The 21,733-nt window shown below is 69.4% G+C and carries 25 protein-coding genes and 2 pseudogenes; 14 read left to right on the top strand and 13 right to left on the bottom strand.

Annotated features, from left to right (window positions below):
- Positions 1–83 precede the first annotated feature (83 nt).
- The 8 genes and pseudogenes from QK442_RS10310 to QK442_RS10275 all read right to left on the bottom strand — a co-directional run bounded on the left by QK442_RS10310 (position 84) and on the right by QK442_RS10275 (position 8,055).
- Positions 84–1,319, bottom strand: a complete 1,236-nt coding sequence (locus QK442_RS10310; protein WP_282693562.1) for an MAB_1171c family putative transporter — start codon at positions 1,317–1,319, stop codon at positions 84–86.
- 1,006 nt (positions 1,320–2,325) lie between these two features.
- Positions 2,326–3,134, bottom strand: a protein-coding gene (locus QK442_RS10305) for an IS5 family transposase (RefSeq protein WP_282693561.1) whose coding sequence is annotated in 2 segments (ribosomal slippage) — positions 2,326–2,787 and positions 2,790–3,134 — 807 coding nt in all. Because the reading frame shifts where the segments join, the coding sequence is not laid out codon by codon here.
- Positions 3,135–3,343: 209 nt separating this feature from the next.
- Positions 3,344–4,228: pseudogene (locus QK442_RS10300) on the bottom strand (AAA family ATPase); the annotation flags it as partial.
- Positions 4,229–4,258: 30 nt separating this feature from the next.
- Positions 4,259–4,765: an ATP-binding protein gene (locus tag QK442_RS10295; RefSeq protein ID WP_282693560.1), complete on the bottom strand. Its 507-nt coding sequence runs from the start codon at positions 4,763–4,765 to the stop codon at positions 4,259–4,261.
- 297 nt (positions 4,766–5,062) lie between these two features.
- Positions 5,063–5,323, bottom strand: coding sequence for a MazG-like family protein (locus tag QK442_RS10290; protein WP_282693559.1), 261 nt, complete (start codon positions 5,321–5,323; stop codon positions 5,063–5,065).
- Between the two features lie 73 nt (positions 5,324–5,396).
- Positions 5,397–5,972, bottom strand: a complete 576-nt coding sequence (locus QK442_RS10285) for a response regulator transcription factor (protein WP_234338271.1) — start codon at positions 5,970–5,972, stop codon at positions 5,397–5,399.
- A gap of 68 nt (positions 5,973–6,040) precedes the next feature.
- Positions 6,041–6,814 carry a PIG-L deacetylase family protein gene (locus QK442_RS10280; protein WP_282693558.1) on the bottom strand — a complete coding sequence of 258 codons (774 nt, stop codon included), beginning with the start codon at positions 6,812–6,814 and terminating at the stop codon, positions 6,041–6,043.
- 35 nt (positions 6,815–6,849) lie between these two features.
- Positions 6,850–8,055 (bottom strand): NUDIX domain-containing protein, encoded by a 1,206-nt coding sequence (locus QK442_RS10275; protein ID WP_282693557.1) that lies wholly within the window; start codon positions 8,053–8,055, stop codon positions 6,850–6,852.
- A 102-nt stretch (positions 8,056–8,157) separates the two neighbouring features.
- On the opposite strand from QK442_RS10275, the gene QK442_RS10270 reads away from it, so the two are divergent.
- The 12 genes from QK442_RS10270 to QK442_RS10215 all read left to right on the top strand — a co-directional run bounded on the left by QK442_RS10270 (position 8,158) and on the right by QK442_RS10215 (position 16,232).
- Entirely contained in the window at positions 8,158–9,261 is a 1,104-nt protein-coding gene (locus tag QK442_RS10270) for a tyrosine-type recombinase/integrase (protein ID WP_282693556.1), read from the top strand.
- A gap of 9 nt (positions 9,262–9,270) precedes the next feature.
- Positions 9,271–9,621, top strand: a complete 351-nt coding sequence (locus QK442_RS10265; RefSeq protein WP_282693555.1) for a helix-turn-helix transcriptional regulator — start codon at positions 9,271–9,273, stop codon at positions 9,619–9,621.
- Between the two features lie 3 nt (positions 9,622–9,624).
- Positions 9,625–12,123: a hypothetical protein gene (locus QK442_RS10260; protein ID WP_282693554.1), complete on the top strand. Its 2,499-nt coding sequence runs from the start codon at positions 9,625–9,627 to the stop codon at positions 12,121–12,123.
- A gap of 42 nt (positions 12,124–12,165) precedes the next feature.
- Positions 12,166–12,501, top strand: coding sequence for a metalloregulator ArsR/SmtB family transcription factor (locus QK442_RS10255; RefSeq protein WP_282693553.1), 336 nt, complete (start codon positions 12,166–12,168; stop codon positions 12,499–12,501).
- Complete coding sequence (locus QK442_RS10250; protein WP_282693552.1) at positions 12,502–13,215, top strand: cation transporter; 714 nt, start codon at positions 12,502–12,504, stop codon at positions 13,213–13,215.
- 33 nt (positions 13,216–13,248) lie between these two features.
- Positions 13,249–13,557, top strand: coding sequence for a hypothetical protein (locus QK442_RS10245; protein WP_282693551.1), 309 nt, complete (start codon positions 13,249–13,251; stop codon positions 13,555–13,557).
- 36 nt (positions 13,558–13,593) lie between these two features.
- Positions 13,594–14,259: a class I SAM-dependent methyltransferase gene (locus QK442_RS10240; RefSeq protein ID WP_282693550.1), complete on the top strand. Its 666-nt coding sequence runs from the start codon at positions 13,594–13,596 to the stop codon at positions 14,257–14,259.
- Positions 14,256–14,561, top strand: coding sequence for a sulfurtransferase TusA family protein (locus QK442_RS10235; RefSeq protein ID WP_282693549.1), 306 nt, complete (start codon positions 14,256–14,258; stop codon positions 14,559–14,561). The genes QK442_RS10240 and QK442_RS10235 overlap by 4 nt, the downstream gene beginning before the upstream one ends.
- Positions 14,562–14,817: 256 nt before the next feature.
- Positions 14,818–15,147: a hypothetical protein gene (locus QK442_RS10230; RefSeq protein WP_282693548.1), complete on the top strand. Its 330-nt coding sequence runs from the start codon at positions 14,818–14,820 to the stop codon at positions 15,145–15,147.
- Positions 15,144–15,590 (top strand): MerR family transcriptional regulator, encoded by a 447-nt coding sequence (locus tag QK442_RS10225; RefSeq protein WP_282693547.1) that lies wholly within the window; start codon positions 15,144–15,146, stop codon positions 15,588–15,590. The genes QK442_RS10230 and QK442_RS10225 overlap by 4 nt, the downstream gene beginning before the upstream one ends.
- Positions 15,571–15,885 (top strand): hypothetical protein, encoded by a 315-nt coding sequence (locus tag QK442_RS10220; protein ID WP_282693546.1) that lies wholly within the window; start codon positions 15,571–15,573, stop codon positions 15,883–15,885. The genes QK442_RS10225 and QK442_RS10220 overlap by 20 nt, the downstream gene beginning before the upstream one ends.
- 11 nt (positions 15,886–15,896) lie before the next feature.
- A complete protein-coding gene (locus QK442_RS10215) occupies positions 15,897–16,232 on the top strand; it encodes a YnfA family protein (protein ID WP_031009500.1) in 336 nt (111 codons plus the stop codon).
- A 128-nt stretch (positions 16,233–16,360) separates the two neighbouring features.
- Here the strand turns inward: QK442_RS10215 and QK442_RS10210 are convergent, their stop codons facing one another.
- Both QK442_RS10210 and QK442_RS10205 read right to left on the bottom strand, forming a co-directional pair.
- On the bottom strand, positions 16,361–16,948 hold the full coding sequence (locus QK442_RS10210; protein ID WP_282693545.1) for a class I SAM-dependent methyltransferase: 588 nt from the start codon (positions 16,946–16,948) through the stop codon (positions 16,361–16,363).
- Positions 16,945–17,232: a hypothetical protein gene (locus QK442_RS10205; RefSeq protein WP_282693544.1), complete on the bottom strand. Its 288-nt coding sequence runs from the start codon at positions 17,230–17,232 to the stop codon at positions 16,945–16,947. Before QK442_RS10205 ends, QK442_RS10210 begins: the two co-directional genes overlap by 4 nt.
- Before the next feature lie 318 nt (positions 17,233–17,550).
- Here QK442_RS10205 and merB point away from each other — a divergent pair.
- Positions 17,551–17,732: pseudogene (gene merB, locus QK442_RS36345) on the top strand (organomercurial lyase); the annotation flags it as partial.
- Between the two features lie 30 nt (positions 17,733–17,762).
- On the opposite strand, the gene QK442_RS10195 reads toward merB, so the two are convergent.
- The 3 genes from QK442_RS10195 to QK442_RS10185 all read right to left on the bottom strand — a co-directional run bounded on the left by QK442_RS10195 (position 17,763) and on the right by QK442_RS10185 (position 19,877).
- Positions 17,763–18,641: a cytochrome c biogenesis protein CcdA gene (locus tag QK442_RS10195; protein ID WP_071278475.1), complete on the bottom strand. Its 879-nt coding sequence runs from the start codon at positions 18,639–18,641 to the stop codon at positions 17,763–17,765.
- A gap of 6 nt (positions 18,642–18,647) precedes the next feature.
- Complete coding sequence (locus tag QK442_RS10190) at positions 18,648–19,220, bottom strand: redoxin domain-containing protein (RefSeq protein WP_282693543.1); 573 nt, start codon at positions 19,218–19,220, stop codon at positions 18,648–18,650.
- 90 nt (positions 19,221–19,310) lie between these two features.
- On the bottom strand, positions 19,311–19,877 hold the full coding sequence (locus tag QK442_RS10185; protein WP_349239642.1) for a Crp/Fnr family transcriptional regulator: 567 nt from the start codon (positions 19,875–19,877) through the stop codon (positions 19,311–19,313).
- 408 nt (positions 19,878–20,285) lie between these two features.
- Between QK442_RS10185 and QK442_RS10180 the strand changes: the two genes are divergently transcribed.
- Positions 20,286–21,662 carry a hypothetical protein gene (locus QK442_RS10180; RefSeq protein WP_143065879.1) on the top strand — a complete coding sequence of 459 codons (1,377 nt, stop codon included), beginning with the start codon at positions 20,286–20,288 and terminating at the stop codon, positions 21,660–21,662.
- The last annotated feature ends 71 nt before the right edge of the window (positions 21,663–21,733 follow it).

Below are 21,733 nucleotides of genomic sequence, written 5' to 3'. Positions count from 1 at the left end.
GCAGTGCGCGAGAGGCGATGCTCCGTTTTCGTCGCGCCCCGTCCACGCAGAGTGAGGGGTAGCCCCCGAGGGGTATTCGATAATTAAGGAAGCGGATCCATTTCCGTTGTGGTTGAATGCTGGAGAAGGTGCCGTGCTCTTTCCGGAGAGACGCGCGAATAGACTGTGCTGACTCGCGCCAGCCACGCGGCCTCGCTGTCAGTGTCCACGAACGGCTTTTCCCGTAGAGGAGCAGCCGCTTGTGTATTTGCGGGCGCCGACTCGGCAGCTTGTAGGGCGGCCCGGATCCAGTAAGCCTCTGCTGCCAGCTCGGGGTCGGGATGTGAGGCGGTGGCGTCCTCCGCGGCGAACATGAGGTCGCGCGGCGCGTAGTAGCGCAGCTTCTCGCAGGCGTCGGCAATATCCTGCGTCCACCGGTCCAGGCGGACGTCGATGGGAACCCGGAAGTGCCTGAGCTCTGAGAGGCGTCGGCCCGGAGGGTAGAGGCTTGTCCCTGGAAAAGCCTGCACTAGGTCAAACCAGAGAGGGTAGATCTTGTACAGGGTGCGCCATGCTTTCCATCGCGCTACTGCTGCACGGGAGGTCGGGATGCTTGCACCTGCGGCGACGATCAAGAAAAGAAGGTTCATCCACATGGACGTTGCGACAACGAGGAACCGCATCGTGGAGGGGGATAGTGGAAATGCGACATCAGCCCACAGCATTGTGATGCGGGTCAGGGTGTGAACGAGCCCCATCCACATGGCCAAGCTCATCAGGCCCAGCCCGATTCGCATGCTGATGCTCTCGGCCTGTCGTGCTGCTCTCGTCCACTGATATCCGCAAACGGCCGTCGTGACGAGAGGGAAAAAATAGAACACGGTCATGTAGACAGCCGCGCCCCATTGCCCGGCGTGATCGACGAGGAAGTTGTCGCTCGGCCTGTCGCGCTGAACGACAGTGAAGAAGAGCACCGTCAGCGTGGTGACGCCTACCGCCCCTGCCCCGTAGGAGGCGCGTGCGATCCAGCGGGAGACCGCTACGTGACGCGGCACCACCGCCTCCGAGGTCTTCCCGTAACTGGTGGCTACGTAGGTGAGGGCTGCGATGATCGCTGCAGTGCTCGCGAAGTGCCTGAGCAGAGCGCTCAGGTCCACGACCGGGATTCGATCCACCGCGTCCATCGCTGCCGGCGTGTAAAGCCACAGCGCTACGGCGAAACCCGCGTATCCACCCCAGAGGGCTCGCCGATGGGCGTCTCCATAGCGCACCGCGGGAAATCGCCACACGGCAATGACGGTCATCACTGCCGCAGTCAGGTATTTGAAGTAGTCGAACACGGAACCAGAGGGGTCGACAGGGCGAGTAGCTCGCCGATCGAGTCGGCTCTTCTCGGCCTAATTTCCGACGGGTGGACGGGATTGAGCTGGGAGCCCAGGGCAACTAGTGTCGATGTCGTGGCGGGGCGACCGGGTGAGCGAGCGAGCGTTCCAGAAGGCTCACCATGTCGTCTCCTGTAACCGACTGCCTTCGCGCCAAGCGTTTAATCAAGGAAGCCGAGATCTCGGCCTGCTTCTCCTCGGGGCTGCTGAAATCTACGCGACCCTGGACGAGCGTTCCCGGGAAACGGCGAATAACTTCCTCGCGAATCCGAGTCGGTACGTACCGCTGGACTTGCTCGTCCGTCAAGGAGGTGCCGTGGTCCAGCCATTCATGTGAGAGCTCGTGGAGGATGATGTGCTCGGTCTGATTTCGACTTGAGCGACGCCGGTAAAGGATCAGAGTGAGACCCGGAGCCTTGACGCGAAGACCGCAAGCCGTACCCAGGCCGCCATCTGCATCGTCCAATGGGACGAGCCTAATCTGACGGCCCCGCGCCTCCTCGATGTTGCGCACCAGGGCCTCAACGCTGAAAGGGGACGGAATGGGGAGGTCTTCGAGGAGCCTCTCGCACTGCCTCACGAGAGCAAGTTGCGAGGGGTTTCTGCGCCATCCCCTTACGAGGACGCGTCGAAAAAAGTCCCTACGCCAACGCATGGTTGCTCCATCAATGACACCGAGGTAGTTACTGCCAGCCTTGCCCGGCCCGCTTCTGCGAGGGACGTTAGTAGCCAGGAGCCTGTGGGGGTGGGCGATGGTTGGCCCGGCGCACCCTGTCTTCCCTGATCTTACAAGTCGGTGAGCGCGATCCATATGAGTGCGCGTGTTGTGAAGGTCACCTAGGCGTCAGGATCTCGCGATTCGAGATTTCAAGATCGAATTTCAGGGAAAGATCTTTAGGGCCCGTAACGCGATCTTGCCGAAAGCCAAGTGCTTCTCGTGATCTATCGCCCCTTAGAAGTCATCTCATTTGGAGAGCCTGCGGTAGCAGATGAGAGTGCAGGCGATGCTGGTGAAAGCGAGGAAGTGGTCGGCCTTGCGTTCGTAGCGTCGGTGGAGGCGGCGGCAGCCGGCGAGCCAGGCCATGGTGCGTTCCACGGTCCAGCGGTGGCGGCCCAGCCGCTGAGAGGACTCGACTCCCTTGCGGGCGATGCGGTGGGTGATGCCACGCTCGCGTAACCATCGCCGCAGGTGGGCGTAGTCGTAGCCCTTGTCGGCGTGGAGTTTGCCAGGCTTGCGCCGTCGCCGGCCGCGGCGCGAGCGGATCGGGGGGATGCCCTTCACGAGCGGTATCAGGGCTTGGCTGTCGTGCAGGTTGGCGCCGGAAATGCCGACGGATATGGGCAGACCCGACCGTTCCGTGATCAGGTGGATCTTCGAGCCGTACTTGCCTCGGTCGACAGGATTCGGACCCGTCAGGTCCCCCTTTTCAGGGCTCGCATGTTCACCGAGTCGATCGCGCACCGCGACCAGTCCAGCTCGCCGCGGGCGCCGAGTTCATCGAGGACCAGGCGGTGGAGCTTGGCCCACACCCTGGCCTTCGACCACTCCGAGAACCGCCGGTGGGCGGTCGCTCCGGACGGGCCGAACGATGCCGAAGGCAGCTGCTGCCAGGTACAACCCGACGTGGCCACGAAGACGATCGCAGCCAGCACCTCACGGTCGCCGTGCCGACGCCGACCACCACCCTGCGGCCGCGACGGCACCTCCGGCACCACCCGCTGGAACAACAACCACAACTCGTCCGGCACCAGCCGCTCAACGATCCCCACCATGACCCACAGAATACCGAGTCACCCAAATGAGATGACCTCTTAGGGGGCTGGGCGAAGGCGATGATCTCTTTGATACCGGGGATGTAGCCGTCGGAGGTGTCGACGAGGAGCGTGGGCAGGTCGAGGGAGATGTCGACGAAGCCGTCGGGGACGTACGTACCTGCGGCGATCTCTGCCAGGAGGCTGTGATCGGCGTGGGCCGCGCGGTGTGCGTCGTCCTCGGCCCGCTGGGTGATGCGCTGGACGATCGTTCCTGCGGGTGTCCTGCAGCGGATGACACGGATCGAGGCGATCTCGGTAAGGAGTTCCAGGCCCGGACGCCACAGGCGGTCCTGGAAAGCGGACTCCGCGACGACGGTCACGCCGGCCTTCAGGAGCACGGTGATCGTGTCGAAGAACGCGTCGCGAGCCGGGAAGTTGAGGTTATCGGTTCCGTCCGGTGACGGGACGGCGTTGAGGACCATGCCCTGCTTGATCTCATCGAGGATGACCGCCGGGCAGCCGAGGTGCTCTGCGAGGACGCGGGCGAGCGTGCTCTTACCCGTGCCGGGCGGACCGCTGATGACCAGGAGCGTGGGTCGGTTAGGCACCACAGATCCTTCGCGAAGGTGATGGGCTAAGCGCTGGCGGGGAGTGACGCGGCGAGCCGATAGGCGATGATGTCGGGCTCGTGGGCCAGTTTGGCGTAAGTCGTCGGGTGCTCGTGGGCCATCGAGAGCCGGCTGGTGCTCGATGAGCCGTTCGAGGGCGAGGCTGGCGGCGGCGAAGTCGTCGAGCCATGCCTGGAGGGGCTGTCGCCAGTAGCGGTGCGTCATGCCAACCGACCAGGTCTCTTCCACGTGACCTGCTTCGAAGTAGCTGCCGTCGGCGGTGATCCAGTCGGCGGTGGGGTGGCTCGTCGAGACGATGATCCGTCCGCCGGGACGGAGAAGGCGGCGGAGCTCGGCCAGGGTGGCGACGCGGTCGTGCACGTAGTGGATGACCAGGGCCACCAGGACGATGTCGAAGGTGCTGTCATCGGCCCAGTCGAAGGGGGCGTCGAGATCGTGCTGGACGGCGCTGCGGGAGATGGGGCAGGCCGCCGAAGCAGCCATGATCACCACCGCCTGGCACCCGCCGACGCCTCAGAACGAGCCCGGCTCCACGATCTCCTCGCCCTCGCCCTGAGGCTCCTCGAACCGCACGAAGAAGTCGTCCAGCGCCTCCGGCGTCACGACAAGCGCGTTCGCGTCCGCCCTCTCGTTACGTTCCGCCAGCCGGCGCAGCAGCTCGTCATGGGCCACGGGGAAGTACATCAGTCGCCACCGCCCGCCGGCCGACTCCACCAGAGCCTTCATGCCCTCGCGGTCCTTGCGCGGCCACAGCCCGTGGTCCCACACCACATCCCGGCCCTCCGCGACCAGCTCTGCCAGCCGCTCGTGCAGCTCGGCGACAACCGGAGCCTCCTTGGAGAAGTACGTGTTCTCCGGGTAATCGACGCCGTACCGGCCGTGCCGCTCGAAGACCACTTCGTCGACCGACAGCCGCACCGCCCCTTGAGGCTCCAGCACCCGCTGGGCGTAGGTCGTCTTCCCTGATCCGGTGAGTCCCACCAGCAGGAAGACCGTCGGGGTCCTGCTCTCGACCACCATCAACTTCCCTCACCTCTACCGTCGTTCCCGGCAGTCTGTCACCGCCGGCCGGGGCAGGACTCCCGGCCCCGGCCGGCGCCACCCGAAGGAACCGTCTGTGCTCGCCTCCGTCCTGGCCCGCACGCTGCGCGGCTACGTCCGCCACGCCCACGGCATCATCGGCAAGGCCCAGATCATCGACGACCCTCGTGAGCTGCTCACGCCCCTTCGAGAGGCGGCACGCTGGCGTCATCGTCCAAGTCGAGGAACCTCGCGGCCTTCCGGACGAGCACTGCTTCGAAGAAGGCCGGCGCTTGGTCACCCAGCATCCGGTGCAAGGAGACTGGTGATCGCGGAATCGGCGACCTCTTCCTGGACATGGCCCCAGGTGTGGCTTTGCCCCTTCCGGGGGTTGGTGGCCCAGGCGCCGATCACGGCTTGGGCCGACTCGCCGACCTCCTCGGCGAGTTTGAGGACCTGCAAGGTCCACTGCTGCTCGGCGGGGATCCCGCGCGCGGTGTCGAGGCGGGTGAAGAGCTCGGCCAGTCGGCCGATGGTTTGCCACGGGACAGTGCTCACAACGGAACTCCTTGGTCTCTGCAGGGGAAGCGTTCGCCAACGGGAGCGCTGGCGTGCGTCATGGTGGGCTGGGTCATATGAGTCCCTGCCGCATCGCGTACGCCACCGCGTGCGACCGGTTGCGCAGCTGCAGGCGGGTGATCACCGCGTGCAGCACGTTCTTGATGGTCCGCTCGGAGTACGAGAGCTTCGCGGCGATGTCTGCCGTGTCGTACCCCTCCGCCACCAGGCGCAGTACGTCCACCTCGCGCGCCGCGAGGCCGGTGAAGTGCAGTCCGCGCGGGCCGAGGACCTGCCCCTGGAGCCGGCCGACCTCCTCCAGGAGGCGCCCCACCAGGTCGGAGGGGAGGTGTCCGGCGCCCTTCGCGACCGTGCCGATGACGTGCACCAGGTGCTCGGGGGTCGCCTCCGCGCGCCGGATCACCCCGGCGACCCCGCACTCCGCCGCGCTCACGAGCTTCTGTTCGTCGATGCCCGTCGTCACGAGGACGGGACGGGCCGGGCTGGTGCGCCGGATGCGACGCAGCAGCTGCAGGACGTCCTCGTCGACGGTGTCCACCACGAGCACGACGACCTCGGGCGCCGGGTCGGCGTTCTCGTTCCAGTCGGCGATGGTGATCTCGGGGCGGGTTCGTAACTGACTCGTCACTCCGGCCTGCGAGATTGGGTCCGGTGCGCGTAGCGCGACACTGATTCGGTTCGTGGTCATTGTGATCGTCAGATGGCTAGGTTCGGCCGCATGCCGGGCATGTGGTCGGGTGAGAGGCGGGTGAAGTACTCGGTCCGGATGAGTGGTTCGCGGTCGACGGGCGCGAGGCGGGAGAGGATGCCGGGCAGGGGGCGTTCCCTGGTCACCTGGCTCCTGTGGGCGAGGATGGCCCGCCACTTCTGGTCGAGATGGCTGCCCACGTCGACCGACGTGGTGACCTGCTCGTCTGGGACGCTCAGTGTCGTTTTGCCGACCCGCTTCATGAGCGCGCTCAGAGTGCCGGCACGCGAGTGCGGGTGCGTGGCCGCGTACAGGGCCTGGGGGCGCCAGGGCGGTCCCGCGTCCGGGTAACGGTGTTCGAGTCCGGCGGCGTGGAAGGCGAGGAGGGCCGCCTGGTGGGTGCGTACGTGATCGGGATGCCCGGTCAGCTGACCGTACGCGTCGTGGGTGATCAGGATCTGCGGGCGTACCGCCCTGATGTGGGCGACGATCGCCTCGGCTAGCTCGTCGATCGGCGTGTCGCACAGGCGCGGCCGGCCGGGGGCCGACTCGGGGACGCACGCATCGGCGTAGCCGAGCATCCGCGGTTGCCCGGCGCCGAGAACGGTCAACGCATCGGCCAGCTCCGTGGCTCTACGGGTACCGGGGACCCACGTCGCGGTGACGACGGCCGTGTTCGCTCCCGCGGCGGCGTGCTGCGCCAGGACGCCTCCTGCCAGCAGCGCTTCGTCGTCTGGGTGGCCGAAGACGGCGAGAAGTGAAGGACGCGACGGTTGGGTCATGACGGTGCTCCGTTCCTGAGGTGATGGCCACCGGGCTAGGCGAGGGGGGTGTTGTAGGGCTGGAAGTCGGCGGGCGGGTGGTCGAGGGGGAGTTCCTGCCTCCACGCCGTCAGGCACTGGCTGCTTGGCACGAAGAGGGGCTGGGGCAGCGCGTCGAGGCTCCAGAACCGCCACGACCCGATGGTTCTCTCCAACTCCTGTGGTGTGCCGGACCAGCGGGTGATCAGCGCGGGCACCGTGAGCCGCAGGACGCCGCCCACATGGTCGAGAAGCGTGCCGAGCACCTGCACGTCGCCGGGCTGCGCGATCAGGCCGGTTTCCTCGGCGAGCTCTCGGACCACGGCCTCGGCGAACGTCTCGCCCGGCTCCAGCGATCCGCCGGGAACTTCCCACGTGCCGAGCCGGTGGCGCCCCAGCAGGACGCCGTCCGGGCCGTGCACGATGATGCCGACCCCCAGCGCCGCGTGGGGCGCGGGCGGCGCCGGCGTCCGGGGCCGGCTGCGGATCCGTTCCGGGCGGCGAGCTGCGTATAGCCGGTACGACAGGGGCTGGTCGGGCTGCGGGGAGTCGATCGTCGTGACCGTCTCCATGACAAGGCCGTGGTCGACGAGGAGGTCCTCCCACAGCTGCGGTTCGAGGACCCACATGTGCATCTGGTGTTCAACGTCCGTGCCAGGGAGCCGCAGGATTTCGGGGCGGGCCGTGACGGAGTCGGAGGGACCGTCGCCGTTCGAGTTGGTGTGCAGCGCGCTGAACAGAAGCCGGCCACCGGGCCTGAGGCTGTTGGCCAGGGCGGGCAGGAGGCGGTGCGGATCCACGAAGGGGATGCCGCTGACGGAGTAGATCAGATCGTAGGGGTCGGCTTCCCGCAGGTGGTCGACGGCGTCGGCGCACACCAGACGCAGGCCGGGGGTGTCGGGGTAGCGGGTGAGGGCGCGCTGGTGCTGGGTGGGGGAGGCGTCGACGGCGGTGACGTCGGCGCCGAGGGCGGCCAGGTGAGCTGCGTGTCGGCCAACTCCGGATCCCAGGTCCAGGACGCGCAGGCCGGCGACCTTGCCGAGCACGCTGATTCCGGGCCCGGCCTGCGACACATCCCAGGCCCATTCGTCCAGTTCCGGCAGGTCGAAGGTCCGGCTGAGCTGATGGCGGCCGTAGAGGGTCCAGATCTCGCCGATGGTTGACTCCGGGGAATTGCATCCGATGCGTGAATCCGGGGCGCCTGAGCTGGGGACCTGCGGCATCAACGTACCTCCTGGGGACGAGTGAGGCAGGCTCCTGACCTGCACTCTTGCTAGGGATCGTTCATCTGATGCATGATTCACGCACTCTGCGAAAGAGGCTGCGTGACGACGACGGACTTGAGTAAGGGCTCCGCCCGGCTGGTGCTGCTGAACGGCGTGACGCTGCTGCACCCCGAGGACGCCGTGTTCGACGCGATGCTGGAGGGCTGGACACGCCAGCAGCGCGGAGGGCGGCGCCTGCAGGCGAAGACGATCAGCGACCGGCTGCGTGTCGTAAGGCAGTTCAACGACTTCGCCCAGGTGTACCCGTGGAACTGGTCGGCCGCCGCCATGGACGAGTGGACGACACACCTGATCGCGGAGCTTCACCGCGCGGAGTCGACGATCCGGGGCTACCAGACCGCCGTTCGCCTGTTCTGCGACTACATCACCTCGCCGCACTACCAGTGGCCGCAGGAATGCGAACGGCGCTTCGGAACACATCCCGTGCAGATCTGCCATGAATGGAACACCGCCGCCCACCTCGTCGACTACGAAGGCGAGCCGGGCCGCCGGCCGATGACCCGGGAGGAGATCCAGCTCTTCCTCGACTACGCCGACGACCAGGTCGACCGGGCCATCAGGCTCGGCCGGAAGGGCGCGTTGGCCGCGTACCGCGACGCCACCGTCTTCAAGGTCATCTACGGCTGGGGGCTGCGGTGCACGGAGACCTCGAAGCTGGACCTCACCGACTGGTACCGCAACCCGAAGGCGCCAGAGCTGGGTCGGTTCGGTTCGTTGCACGTCCGGTACGGGAAGCGGTCCAAGGGTTCCCCGCCCCGGCGCCGGAACGTCCTGAGCGTGATGCCCTGGGCGGTGGAGGCGGTCGACGACTACGTCACGAACATCCGCCCCCGCCACCGGGCCTCGGCCGGGCCGGCGTTGTGGCCGACCGAGCGCGGCAGTCGGCTCCAGAGCCGCGAGATCGAGGACCGCTTCGCCGAGTACCGCGATGCCCTGGGCATGGACTCCGACCTGGTGCCGCACTGCCTGCGGCACAGCTACGTCACCCATCAGATCGAAGACGGCGCCGACCCGGCTTTCGTCCAGCGGCAGGTGGGCCACCGGTACGCCTCGACGACCGCGCTCTACACCGGTGTGAGCGGTGACTTCATGAACACGATGATGCGCAAGGTCCTGGACAAGGCCCTGGACCGCGGCGAGTAGGGAGACGACGTGACAGCGAAACTGGACTACCGGTGGCACCTGCGGGAGGTCATGGCCCAACGCGGCATGTTCTCCACCACCGATCTGCGACCCCTGCTGGCCGAGCGGGGCATCGACCTGTCGGCCAGCCAGGTCTACCGGCTCGTCGTCGAGCGGCCCGAACGGCTGAGCCTGCCCACGCTGATGGCCCTGCTCGACATCCTCCAGTGCCACATGGACGACCTGATCGAGCCGGTGGCCGTGCGCGCCGCGCAGAAGAAGACCGCGGCAGGCGGTGCGGACGGTGCGGCTGCCGGGCCGACGGCCGGTGTAGGTGAGTTCCGGCCCCGACGGGCTCGCATCATGCCCTCGGGGGAGTAGCGCATGGACGCCTCCGCACTGCCGCGACATGCGCTCGAACCCGAGGCCGTGATCGCGGAAGCCGTCGGCGCCGTCGAACCGGCGCTGGATCCCGCCATGGTCCGGGCCGTGGTGACCGCCACCTTCCCGGTCGGCACCCAGCGCCGGCGGCTCGCCGCGCTCCTCCAGCAGGACCCGTCGTGGCTGACGCAAGGGCGGGCCCAGTCGCCTGCCATCGTCGACCGGCTCATCCAGGCGCTGATCAAGCACGGCGCCACCCAGGTGCAACCGCCCCGCTGCGGTGTCTGCGGCGAGGCCCGGCGGCTGGTCGGCATGCTCCCGGACAGCGAGACCCGTATCTGCGGCAAGTGCGAGAGGGTGCGCCGCGACAAGGGCAACCCGTGCGCCGTGTGCGGCCGCCCCCGTTTCGTCACCAGGGACCGTGAAGGGCGACCCCGCTGCCCGGCCCATCCGCCGGACGACGGCGCCGACCCGCTGGAAGGGCTGTGCCGGCTGGTCCAGCGGCTCTGTCCGGACTTGCCCGAGACGGTGATCGCCGAGGCGGTCCGAGCTGTCGAGCCGGTCGGAGCCCGGCAGCGCAAGCTGCTGTGGGCTCTGGAAGACCGTCCCGGCCTGCTGACCGGCGACGCGGCTCACGGCCCGCCCAAGACCGTGAGTCTGATCGCCGCTCTGCAGCAGCGGGGAGCGGTGGGCCTGGTGGTTCCGCCATGTCCGTTGTGCGGCCGGGACACGCCGCTGTCGCGTACGCGTGACGGGGTCCGCTGCTGTGCCGAGTGCAAGTCGGCCGGACGCGTGGAGACATGTGCCCGCTGCGGACGCGACCGGCCGGTGCTGGGCCGCACCCATGACGGTCTGCCCCTGTGCCAGGCGTGCCGGTACCACAACCCTGTCAGCCACAAGATCTGCGCGCAGTGCGGGGAACGCCGCTACATCCAGGCCCGCGAAGGCGACCTTCTGCTGTGCCAGCGTTGCCGGGCCGCTCCGACCGCGACCTGCAGCGAATGCGGCAACGACCACCCATGCTTCTACATCTCCACCGGCACCCCGGTGTGCATCCCGTGCATCCGGAAACGCCGCCCGCGCGAGATCTGCGTGGGCTGCCGACGCGAGAACATGGTCAGCTACCGCACCGCCGACGGCGAACCGCTGTGCTCCTCCTGCGGCGCCACACGCCGTCCCTGCACCGACTGCGGACGGACAATGCGGATCAACGCCGTCACCGAGGACGGGGCCGAACTGTGCCCGACCTGCTGGCTCAAGCATCCGGCGCACAAGCGGACCTGCCGCGCATGCGGCACGACCACCCACCTCCACCACCGCGGCCTGTGCCCCGACTGTGCCGCCCATGAACAGCTCCGCGAGGCCCTCAGCGTGGACGGCTCCGTGCGCCCGGCCATCGAGCCGGTCTTCGACGCCCTCATGCGCCAGCCGGGCGCGAGCGTGCTGGACTGGCTCAAGCGCCGCCCGGCCCGCCGCGACGTCCTTCAGGCGCTGGCCCAGGGACGCGGACCGGTCACCCACCAAACCCTGGACGCTCTCCGTCCCTCCAAGGCCGTCGACAACCTCCGCCAGCACCTGGTCGACGGCGGTGCCCTGCCCGCGCGCGACGAGCGGCTCGCCGCCCTCGAACGCTGGCTGCCCGGAAAGATCACCGAGGTTCACGCGCCGGAGAGCCGCAAGGTCCTCCACGCCTACGTCACCTGGCATCTGCTGCGCCGGCTGCGTGCATCCTCCCGCCGCCGGCCCGTCACCCAGACCCAGGTGCACGGCGTCCGCGCCTACGTCATCCAGGTAGTCCGGCTGCTCAACTGGCTCCACGAACAGGGCGTCGAGCTCAACTCGTGCACCCAGGACCTCTTGGACGTCTGGCTGGACGACCATCCCGCCCGCGGTCCCCGTGTCCACGGCTTCCTCGTCTGGACGAGCCGCAAGGGCCACACCCGGACGCTGACCGTCGACGTCTCCGCATCGGCCTTCACCGGGCAGCTGATCGCCCAGGACGCCCGGTGGCGCCTGGTGGACCGGCTCATCCACGACGACGAGATCACCGTCGCCGACAAGGCGGCCGGACTCCTTGCCCTGCTGTTCGCCCAAGGCCCCTTCCGCATCACCGCCCTCACCGCCGCCCACATGGCGCTGCGCGGCGACGAGGCTGCCCTCCGGCTCGGAAAGGTCCCGGTCCAGATGCCCCCGCCCCTGGACGGCTACCTCCGAACGCTCCACGCCGAGGCGATGGCCAGGGACACCGCCGCAGAACGCTGGCTGTTCCCCGGCCGCTTCCCCGCCCAGCACCTCAGCTCCGGCCGGCTGACCCGCCGACTCCGGCTGCTCGGCATCCGCCCGCGGATGGCCCGCAACACCGCTCTGATCGAACTTGCCTCCGAGCTGCCCGCGGTCGTCGTCAGCCGCCTGCTCGGCATCCACCAGAACACCGCCGACACCTGGCAGCGCCTCGCCGGCCAGGACCACACCTACGCCGCGCACATCACCCACCGCCAATGATCCATGATTCCCTGAATTCAGGATTCGATGTACTGTCGTGGCGTGTTCACACTCGCCGCTGACATCGAGGTGCTGGCGCGGTTCGGTCGCGCCCTCGCCGACCCCATCCGCTGCCGCATCCTGCTCACCCTGCGCGAGGCACCGGCCTACCCGGCCGACCTCGCCGACGCCCTGGAGATCTCCCGCACCCGGCTGTCGAACCACCTGGCCTGCCTGCGCGACTGCGGCCTGGTCGTCGCCGTGCCCGACGGCCGGCGCACCCGCTACGAACTCGCCGACGAACGCCTCGGCCACGCCCTCGACGACTTGCGCACGGCCGTGGTCGCCGTCGAGGCGGACAAGACCTGCCCGGACGCGGACGAGAAGGGCTGCTGCTGAATGACCGCGATATCCCTCGGCCCCAGCCCCGACCGCCGCGACACCCTCACCCGGCGCATACGTCTGCTCGTCGCCGCGACCATCACCTACAACGTCATCAAAGCCGTCGTCGCCATCACGGCCGGCGCCCTGGCCTCCTCCACCGCGCTGATCGGCTTCGGCCTCGACTCGGTCATCGAGGTCTCCTCCGCCGCCGCCGTCACCTGGCAGTTCTCCGCCCGCGACCACGCCGTCCGCGAAGCCCGCGAACAGCGCACCCTGCGGATCATCGCCGTCTCGTTCTTCACGCTCGCCGCCTACGTGAGCGTCGACTCCGTCCGGGCGCTGACCGGCACCGGCAAAGCCGACCACTCGATCCCCGGCATCGTGCTGGCCGCCCTCTCCCTGGCGATCATGCCGTTCCTCTCCGCCGCCCAGCGCAAGGCCGGCCGCGAACTCGGCTCCACCTCCGCCGTCGCCGACTCCAAGCAGACCCTGCTGTGCACCTACCTCTCCGCCGTGCTCCTGGCCGGCCTGCTCGCCAACCTGCTGCTCGGCTGGTCCTGGGCCGACCCGATCGCCGCCCTCGTCATCGCCGCCATCGCCGTCAAGGAAGGCCGCGACGCCTGGCAGGGCAAAGGCTGCTGCGCACCCACCACGACCAACATGGCCCCGGCCACCGTCGCGCGGCCCGACGCATGCGGCTGCCGACCGGGCTGCGACTGCTGCAGCTGAACCACCCCCGGGCACGACCCGCTGGAGGACGCTATGAAGATCGAACTGCTCGTCGTTCCCGGCTGCCCGAACACCGAGCCCGCAGCCGCCCGGCTCCGCCAGGCACTGGACGGACTCGGCCTGAACGACCTGGCCTTCCAGACGCGGCTCATCACGGATCACGTCGGCGCCGAGGCCGCGCGCTTCACCGGCTCGCCCACGATTCTGATCGACGGCCACGACCCCTTCGCCGAACCCGGCCGGGCGCCGGCCCTGACCTGCCGCCTCTACCGCACCCCCGACGGCCTGGCCGGCGTACCTACCGCCGACCAGGTGCGCCAGGCTCTGACCAACGCCCTCTAGGCTGTCCGGCGGATCCGGCAAGGGGAGCGAACAAGCATGAGCGACGACGCCAGGGACCTGGCCGAGGCCCAGCGGCAGCACTGGCAGAACACCTACACCGCCCACCCCGGCATGTACGGCGAGAAGCCCTCCGCCCCCGCCATCCACGCCGCGCAGGTCTTCCACACGGCCGGAGCCACCGACGTGCTGGAACTGGGTGCCGGACACGGCCGCGACGCCCTCTACTTCGCCCGCGAGGGCTTCACCGTCCAGGCCACCGACTTCAGCCCCACCGGCCTGGAGCAGCTCAAGCAGGCCGCCCACGACCAGGGGGTCGCCGAACGGGTGACCACCGCGGTCCACGACGTCCGCGAGCCCCTGCCCCTGCCGGACGCCTCCGTCGACGCCGTCTTCGCCCACATGCTCCTGTGCATGGCCCTGTCGACGAAGGAGATCCACGCCCTCGTCGGCGACATCCGCCGCGTCGTGCGTCCCGGCGGCACCTTCGTCTACACCGTCCGGCACACCGGCGACGCCCACTACGGCGCCGGAACCGCCCACGGAGACGACATCTACGAACACGGCGGCTTCGCCGTGCACTTCTTCCCCCGTCACCTTGTCGACTCCCTCGCCGACGGCTGGACCCTCGACGAGGTCCACGCCTTCGAGGAAGGCGACCTGCCCCGCCGCCTGTGGCGCGTCACCCAGACCCTGCCCCGATGACCACCGCCCCGACCCCCGCAGCCGACCTCACCGTCGACGGCACCGGGCTGCTCTGCGTCACCCTCCTGCTGCGCCTGCGCAAACAGATCGAAGACGCACCACCGGGCACCGTGGTCCACGTCATCGCGACCGACCCCGCGGCACCGCTCGACCTCCCGGCCTGGTGCCACATGGTCGGCCACGACTACCTCGGCCCCCTGCCCGGCAGCCGGCCGGTGTACGAAATCCGGCTGGCCGCAGACGCTCGTCCCACGCGCGCTGACGCACCCTGGCACCCCGCGCCCACGTCCTCCCGGGACTGACACACGCCACTGAGCAACCGGTCCGCAGCTCGCATACCCCTCGGCATTCCGCCGGAAGTACCAGCACGGGGACCCGAGGAAGACCACGGGCCCGGGCCGTTCGCGGAGATCACCCACCGCCGGTAGCCCACGGTCAGCACGACACAGGGCAGTCCGTCCCGGCCACAGACTGCCGGACTTGCATCCGGTACCCAGGTACAGGTTTACCGTCGGAGATGTCCCCACCCTGGGGCACGCGACGACGGGAGTGAGCACGATGAGCGAGATGGCCTGGGTGCCGCAGTCCTGCACGCTGCCCACCGAGGAGCAGCCCCTGCGGGTTGCGGAGTGGGACGCCCTGTTCTCCGAGCGGCTGACCTCGTTGACGAGGCCCGAACCGCTCCGGCTCCGCTTTGACCTGGCCGGCGGACCGGGTGTCGAGGAGCGGGTACGCGAGCTGGTGGCGCGCGAGAGCGGCTGCTGTTCGTTCTTCGCCTTCACCACTACGCCCGGCGAGGACGTGATCGTGCTGGACATCGCGGTGGATGCGGCGCACGAACCGGTCCTCGACGCCCTCGCCACACGGGCTGCCGGAGGGCAGTCGTGAGCGCGGGCCTGCGCAGCGGGCAGGTCGCCGAGGCGGCCGGGGTGAACGTCCAGACTCTGCGCTACTACGAGCGGCGCGGCCTGCTGGCCGAGCCGGAGCGCAGCAACGGCGGTCACCGCCTCTACGGCGAGGACGCGGTGACCGCACTGCGCGTGATCAAGGCCGCCCAGCGGCTCGGATTCACGCTCGACGAGGTCGCCGAGCTGCTGGAGGCCGGCCGCCACCGGCACGGCCGCCCCATCGCCGGGCTCCAGGAGCGCGCTGCGGCCAAGCTCGCCGAGGTCGACGCGAAGATCGCCGACCTCACCACCATCCGCACCGCCCTGGTGGCAGCTGTCGAAGCCGGGTGCGACGACCTGACCGTCTGTGCCGGCAGCTCCTGCTGCCCGATCCCCTTCACCGACCTTGCCGAGGAGAACCGCCATGCCGGCCCCTGCTGCTGACCCCCGCCCCCACCGCACCCCGAAGGCCCTCGGGGGCTTGGCCGCCCTGGCCTGCGTGGCGTGCTGCGCGCTACCCGTCCTGATCACGGCGGGCGTCGTCGGTGTCGGGGCAGGAGCAGTGGTGGGCTGGCTGCCGGCCATTGCTGTCGTCCTGGCCGTGCTCGCCGCCGGGACCTGGTGGCTCGGCCAGCGCCGCCGCCCGTGCTCCTGCGCGCCGAGGACCGCCGGTGAGAGCGGGTGCGGCTGCCAGAAGGCCGGGGACCCTATGAAGATCACCGGTCTCGGCCGTCGATAGAGTCGAGCACCATGACCATCGCTCGTTCCATCGCTCTGTTCGCCGTCGCCGCCCTCTTCGAGATCGGGGGAGCCTGGCTCGTCTGGCAGGGCATCCGCGAGCACAAGGGCTGGATCTGGATCGGCGCCGGCGTCATCGCCCTCGGCCTCTACGGTGTCGTGGCCACCTTTCAGTCCGACGACAACTTCGGCCGCATCCTCGCCGCCTACGGCGGGATCTTCGTCGCCGGATCGATCGCCTGGGGCATGGTCGCCGACGGCTACCGCCCCGACCGCTACGACGTCATCGGTGCCCTCGTCTGCCTCGCTGGCATGGCCGTGATCATGTACGCGCCGCGCAGCCACTGATCTCTACCTCGCGCCCAGCTGGCCCACGGCGTCACCGAGGCACTCATTGCACAACTTCTGATAGCCGGAACTACCAGCATTCTCGACGTCCGGCACGAGGTACTTCCTTTCGTTCGCGGGGCGGATGATCAGGGGCGCAGGGCGTAGCAGCGCAGGACGTCGAGGTCGGCGGTCCGCGCGACGGACCAGCCGACCGTGAGCAGTTCGGCGTCCGAGGGCGAGATGCCGAGTCCGAGGAGGGCCGGGTTGGTGGTCGTGCGGCGGCCGGCGATCTCGGTGACGACCCAGAAGGTGCCGCCGGGCGCGAGGAGGCGGCGGACACGGCTGAGGAAGCCGGGCTTGTCGTCCATCCATCGGTAGACCAGGCGGCAGGTGATGAGGGCGTAGGCCGCGTCCGTGACCGTCGTGAGGTCGCCGGTGGCGATGTCCGCGCACCGCCACGTCGGTCCGGGCGTGGTGTCCTGGGCGGCGGCGAGGGCGAGGGCGCTGGGGGAGCAGTTGATGCCGGTCGTGCGGTAGCCGAGCTCGTGGTGGAGGTGGCGGGCGAGGCCGCCGTCGCCGCTGCCGATGTCGAGGGCGGGGCGGCCCTCGCCGGGGCCCAGGTGCTCGGCCATCAGCTGTTTCTCGGCCTGGCACAGCGTCCGGTAGCGCCGGCCGTCCTCGGCCCAGAGGGGCTCCCAGTAGGCCGGGCTCGCGGTGCATGCGATGGCTGTCACGAGGTTCCCTCTCGGGCGGGCGGCACGGCCGCGGGGACAGGAAGGACGGGCATGGCTCGCAGAGCGCGTACGGGGGAGGCCAGCAACAGGAGGACCGGCACGACCTGGAGGAGAGCGCCCACGGCGAGGGCGGCCGGCACGTCCAGGACTAGCGCGAGTGTGCCGGCGGTCGCAGCGGCCAGGGGGCGGCTTCCGGCGGTCACGGTGGTGCTGACCGCCTGCATCCGGGCCTGAAAGGCCGGGGCGCACAGGATCTGCCGCATCGACTTCTCCGCGATCTGCATGTCTCATGAGACGTTGGCGTTCCCTGGAAACTCGGAGCGGCCGGGCTCCTCAAGGATCGCGATGGGCTCGGGTGTGCGCAGAGGAATGAGACAGGTTGCACCCAGAAGTGCGGGCTGAGCGGTTCACCCCGAAGGGGGAAGGTCGATCGTCGCATCGCCGGCACGAGTGAGGCACAGTCTTCGAGCTCGGCCACAGGCAAGGGTGTCTACCCTGGTCGCTGCGGTGTGCCGAATGACGGCCGAAGTCGGCGGCTCGGCTTGGTTGCGGACATGAGACCGCCCCGGGCACGCGGGAGTCCACCGGGGCGTGATGTGCAGCTGGCCTTCCCCGCGATCCTCGGTCAGAGGGCCCAGGTGACCTCGCCTGCCGCGCCACCGGGGAGCCGGTTCGCCTGACCGCCACGCCGGACGGCCCGACCGGTGCGGAGCCCGCCACTGCGGTGGTCTCCCTGGTCACCCCCGAGGCGTCGGCCTCGGTCCGCTCGTCCTTCTGCAACCAGAGCGAGAGGTTCCCTGCGCCGTCGGCACCGTCAGGCAGGGTGGCGCTGCCTGTCCGGTGCCTGGGGCCGGTCATGGCGCTGCCGGCGGCGGCGCAGCACCACGGCAAGCAGCAGCGTGACGAAGGCCGCCGAGATCACGGGGATCCCGATGGTGTCCAGCAGGCCGGCGACGGCCTGCTGGACGGTGCCCGCGGCCTCAATGACGGGGTCGGTGGTCTGGGGGCCGCGCAGGACGCGGATCTCGTACCAGCCGTAGTACGCGACGTACGCGCCGACCAGGAAGAGCAGACCGCCGCCGAGCCGGGAGGCGACGGAGCCGAGGCGGCGCAGCCGGCCCATGCGGGCGGTGCGGGTGAGGGCGACGGACAGGGCGGCGGCACCGACGATCAGGCCCATTCCGGCCGCGTACGTCGTGAACAGGGCCGCGCCTTCGAGGGCGGAGCCGCTGTGGAAGGCGGAGACGACGATGGCGAGGAAGGGGGCGATGGTGCAGCCGAGGGAGGCGATGGCATACGCGGCGCCGAACAGGGCCATCGACGGTACGGAGCGGGTGACGGAGGGCGCGCGGCGGAGTTTGGGCAGCAGCGCGGGCAGGTCCCGGCCGGCCAGGAGCCAGCCGCCGATGAGAGCCAGCAGAAGCCCGAAGGCAATGGTGAACCAGGGCAGGTGCTGCTGGACCTGGCCGGCGACGGGCGCGATGGCGAGACCGAACAAGGCGAACACGGCGGCGAATCCGGCGGTCATCGCGGCGGTCGCGCACAGTGCGCGGGTGACGGCGGCCGCGCGGGTGGGCGTGTCGTCGCCGAGGACGAGGAGGGAGAGGTAGGCGGGCAGGAGGGCGAAGCCACAGGGGTTGACGGCCGCGAGCATGCCCGCGGTCAGGGCCAGGGCGAGAGGAAGGTCGGACACGGCGGGTCAGCCCACGAGCGGGGTGAGCTTGTCGGCGAGTCCCCTGCCGGCCAGGAGACTTCCGGTGAAGACCGTCTTGCCGTCCTTGTCGAGGATCACGTAGAAACTCTGCTGGGTGATCTCGAACTTCTTCCAGATCTCCCCGGCCTCGTCGGACAGGTTCGGGAAGGCGCCGACCCTGGTGTCGGAGACGAAGTCCTTCATGGCCTGCGGCTTGTCCAGTCCAGCCACCCCGATGACGTTCGCCTTGCCCTGGAACTGGGCGGCGACCCTGGCGGTTTCGGGGCCCTGGGCCTTGCAGGTGGGACACCACGGCGCCCAGAACCACAGCACGGCGGGCTTGCCCGCCAGCGTCGCCGCATCGAACGGCTGGCCGTCCACGGTCGTGCCCGTGAACCGCAGCGCCTGGGGTACCGCTGAAATCCCGGACTGCCCACCGGCCGGCGCGGAGGAGCCGGAGGCCGCGGGAGGGGCCGTGTCTGCCGTGCCCTGGGAGGAGGCGTTGTCCTGGGTGCCGCAGCCGGCCACGGTCAGCGCGGTGGCGGCCAGTAGACCGGTGAGGATGAGGCGGGCACGCATGAAAGGGTCACTCCTGGAGGTCGGGGTTGGCTGAACTGTAGGCTGCAGGGGTGAGTTCGGTGCGGGCCCGGTGCTTACGGTTCGGTGACATCAGCCCGCGTGGTCCGCGAGCCGCTCAGTGTCCAGGACGGTGATGCGGCCCCGGGCGAGCCGGATCAGGTGCTGCTCGGCGAAGTCGCGCAGGACCTTGGTGGTGGTCTCGCGGGAGGTGCCGGCCAGGGCGGCGATCTGCTGGTGGGTGAGGGCGATCTGCGGGCTGCGGGCGCCGAGTACCAGGGGGCGGCTTTGGGCGGCCAGGGTGAGCAGGGTGGTGGCGATGCGCTGGGGTACGGACTTGAACACGCTGTCGGACAGCCGCTGTTCGAGGTCGGTCAGCCGTCGGCCGAGGATCTCGGTGATGCGCGCGGAGATCCGGGCGTCGGCCAACAGGAAGCGGTGGACGTCGGCGCGGCTCATGACGCAGACGGTGACGTCGTCGAGGGCCTCGGCGAAGTTGTCGTACATCCGCTGCCCAAGGAGCACCATCTCGCCGAAGATGGTGCCAGGGCTGATGATCGCGGTGGTGAGTGCGCGACCGTCGGCGGAGACCCGGAAGATCCGGACCCGGCCCTTCTGAAGGATGAACAGCACCTCGGAGGGCTGGGACGGAGAGTACAGCAGTCCGCCGGCGCTGTCCCGGACGCGGCGCGCGGCGGGCGGACGTGAGATCAGGGATGCCGGGCGTTGGCGATGCCGAGGTGCGTGGCGGCCGGGACTTGGCCGTCACCGGCCCCCGGGACGGGCGCGACCGTGGTGGCCGTGACTCGCCATGCCTTCGGGGTCGCGCCACCGTGGCTCCCAAGGGGAGTGCGCGGTAGCGGCGGGGCCTTCCGCTGCGCAGGTCGTCAGAGGCAGGATCAGCATGTACCGAGCGCCCTGCCGATCAAGATCGGTAAGTGCGGGACCCGCGGTTCAACTCGTTCTGAAGCGATCGTTTGGTAAAGGGGACGCAAAATGCCGGGAGGGGGGTGAGGCGGACTGGTCTTCCCTGGTGAAGCGCAACGAACCAAGGGAGTGCAGAGCGTCATGAGACTCGGGCTGAAGCAGATTGGTGGAGTCGTGGCGGCGTCGGCGACGCTGTTCACGGGTTCGGGGGTGGTGGCTTCGACGGCCGCGGCGGACGACAGGCGCGAGAACCGCGTGCTGGTCGTGATGGTGGACTTCCAGGACCGGGCCCACGTCGGCCCGGCCGCGGTCAAGGCGGACTTCGCCGCCAAGTACTTCGGAGCCGAGAACTCCCTGAAGTCGTACTACGACCGGGTCTCGAGCGGGAAGACCGCCTATGTGCCGGCGGTCCCGGAGAAGGTGATCGGCCCCTTCAAGCTGCCGATGAAGGGTGCTGGGTGCAATGCCGGCGAGATCAAGATGAAGACTCTGGAACTGCTGGAGGCCAAGGGGCTGAAGCGTGGTGAGGACTACGACAGTCTGTCCATGGCCAGCCCGCGCATCGGCTGCAGCTGGTCCGGGCTGGGCAGTATCGGCGGGCCCTACACCTGGATCCAGGCCCCCAATGCCTTCGCCAACCTCGGGGTCGTGGTGCACGAGTTCGGCCACAACCTCGGTTACCCGCATCAGCCGGGCATCGTCTGTCAGGACGGGCGCCTCACCGACTGCGTGAACGGCAGAGGCGGCAAGTCCCCCATGGGCGGTGGCGGCGGCACGAGGGTCGGTCTCACGGCCACCCAGCTCATCCACAGCGGCTGGCTGACCGCGGCCGAACACCAGCGGGTCACGAGCTCTGGCACGTTCACCCTGCGCTCCCTCTACGGGAAGCAGGGCGGCCTGCGGGCCTTGGAGGTCCCCTTCGGTGAGGACAAGCTGGTGCTGGAGTACCGCCGCCCCGAGGGCGGGCTGGACGAGGGCCTCGACGGCGTCTACGCCTACCGCGTGACCAAGCAGAAGTACGCCGGGGCCCTCCAGCTCCGGGTGGGCACCAACGACGGCGACGGCGCCATCACCCGCTTCACCGACACCGCCCACAAGCTGAAGGTCTCCGTCACCGCGAAGGACGCCGCGGGCGCCAGGGTCGAGATCAGCATGAACGGCGAGGCCCCGCCGACCGACACCGCCGCTGCACCCCCCGTGGAACCGGTCACAGCAGCCCCCCCGGCCCACCCGTCCGAACTCAAGGACGACGCACCCGTCACCCACGAGGACCACGAGCCCCCGGCCGACGACACCACCGACGATGCCGGAACCACCACCGCTGATTCCGGCATGCCCGGTTCCACACCCGACGACGCTTCGCACGCCGCGGACACCGGTACCGAGGGCGCCGAGCGTCTGGCCGTAACCGGCGGCGACGCCACCACTCTGGTCCTGAGCACGGCGGGCGCCGCCCTCCTGCTGCTCCTCGGCACCTTCCTGGGGTTGGCCGGCCGACGCAGGCGCGCACGCCGCTGATGTCGGCAGCGACCCGCCTCCGGCCTCGCCCCGCGGCGCGGCGGGCGGCGGAGCCGCGCCGTTTGAGCGGG

The organism is Streptomyces sp. CC208A, assembly GCF_030010625.1.
In the GTDB taxonomy this organism is placed as follows: domain Bacteria; phylum Actinomycetota; class Actinomycetes; order Streptomycetales; family Streptomycetaceae; genus Streptomyces.
This window is presented reverse-complemented; position numbering and strand designations above follow the sequence as displayed.

What these genes read in the sequence shown, in the direction of transcription:
- QK442_RS10295 (WP_282693560.1), bottom strand. Translation starts at nt 4,765, where the DNA reads ATGGTGGTCGAGAGCAGGACCCCGACGGTCTTCCTGCTGGTGGGACTC.
- QK442_RS10280 (WP_282693558.1), bottom strand. Translation starts at nt 6,814, where the DNA reads ATGACCCAACCGTCGCGTCCTTCACTTCTCGCCGTCTTCGGCCACCCA.
- QK442_RS10275 (WP_282693557.1), bottom strand. Translation starts at nt 8,055, where the DNA reads ATGCCGCAGGTCCCCAGCTCAGGCGCCCCGGATTCACGCATCGGATGC.
- QK442_RS10260 (WP_282693554.1), top strand. Translation starts at nt 9,625, where the DNA reads ATGGACGCCTCCGCACTGCCGCGACATGCGCTCGAACCCGAGGCCGTG.
- QK442_RS10250 (WP_282693552.1), top strand. Translation starts at nt 12,502, where the DNA reads ATGACCGCGATATCCCTCGGCCCCAGCCCCGACCGCCGCGACACCCTC.
- QK442_RS10245 (WP_282693551.1), top strand. Translation starts at nt 13,249, where the DNA reads ATGAAGATCGAACTGCTCGTCGTTCCCGGCTGCCCGAACACCGAGCCC.
- QK442_RS10240 (WP_282693550.1), top strand. Translation starts at nt 13,594, where the DNA reads ATGAGCGACGACGCCAGGGACCTGGCCGAGGCCCAGCGGCAGCACTGG.
- QK442_RS10235 (WP_282693549.1), top strand. Translation starts at nt 14,256, where the DNA reads ATGACCACCGCCCCGACCCCCGCAGCCGACCTCACCGTCGACGGCACC.
- QK442_RS10230 (WP_282693548.1), top strand. Translation starts at nt 14,818, where the DNA reads ATGAGCGAGATGGCCTGGGTGCCGCAGTCCTGCACGCTGCCCACCGAG.
- QK442_RS10220 (WP_282693546.1), top strand. Translation starts at nt 15,571, where the DNA reads ATGCCGGCCCCTGCTGCTGACCCCCGCCCCCACCGCACCCCGAAGGCC.
- QK442_RS10215 (WP_031009500.1), top strand. Translation starts at nt 15,897, where the DNA reads ATGACCATCGCTCGTTCCATCGCTCTGTTCGCCGTCGCCGCCCTCTTC.
- QK442_RS10205 (WP_282693544.1), bottom strand. Translation starts at nt 17,232, where the DNA reads ATGCAGATCGCGGAGAAGTCGATGCGGCAGATCCTGTGCGCCCCGGCC.
- QK442_RS10190 (WP_282693543.1), bottom strand. Translation starts at nt 19,220, where the DNA reads ATGCGTGCCCGCCTCATCCTCACCGGTCTACTGGCCGCCACCGCGCTG.
- QK442_RS10180 (WP_143065879.1), top strand. Translation starts at nt 20,286, where the DNA reads ATGAGACTCGGGCTGAAGCAGATTGGTGGAGTCGTGGCGGCGTCGGCG.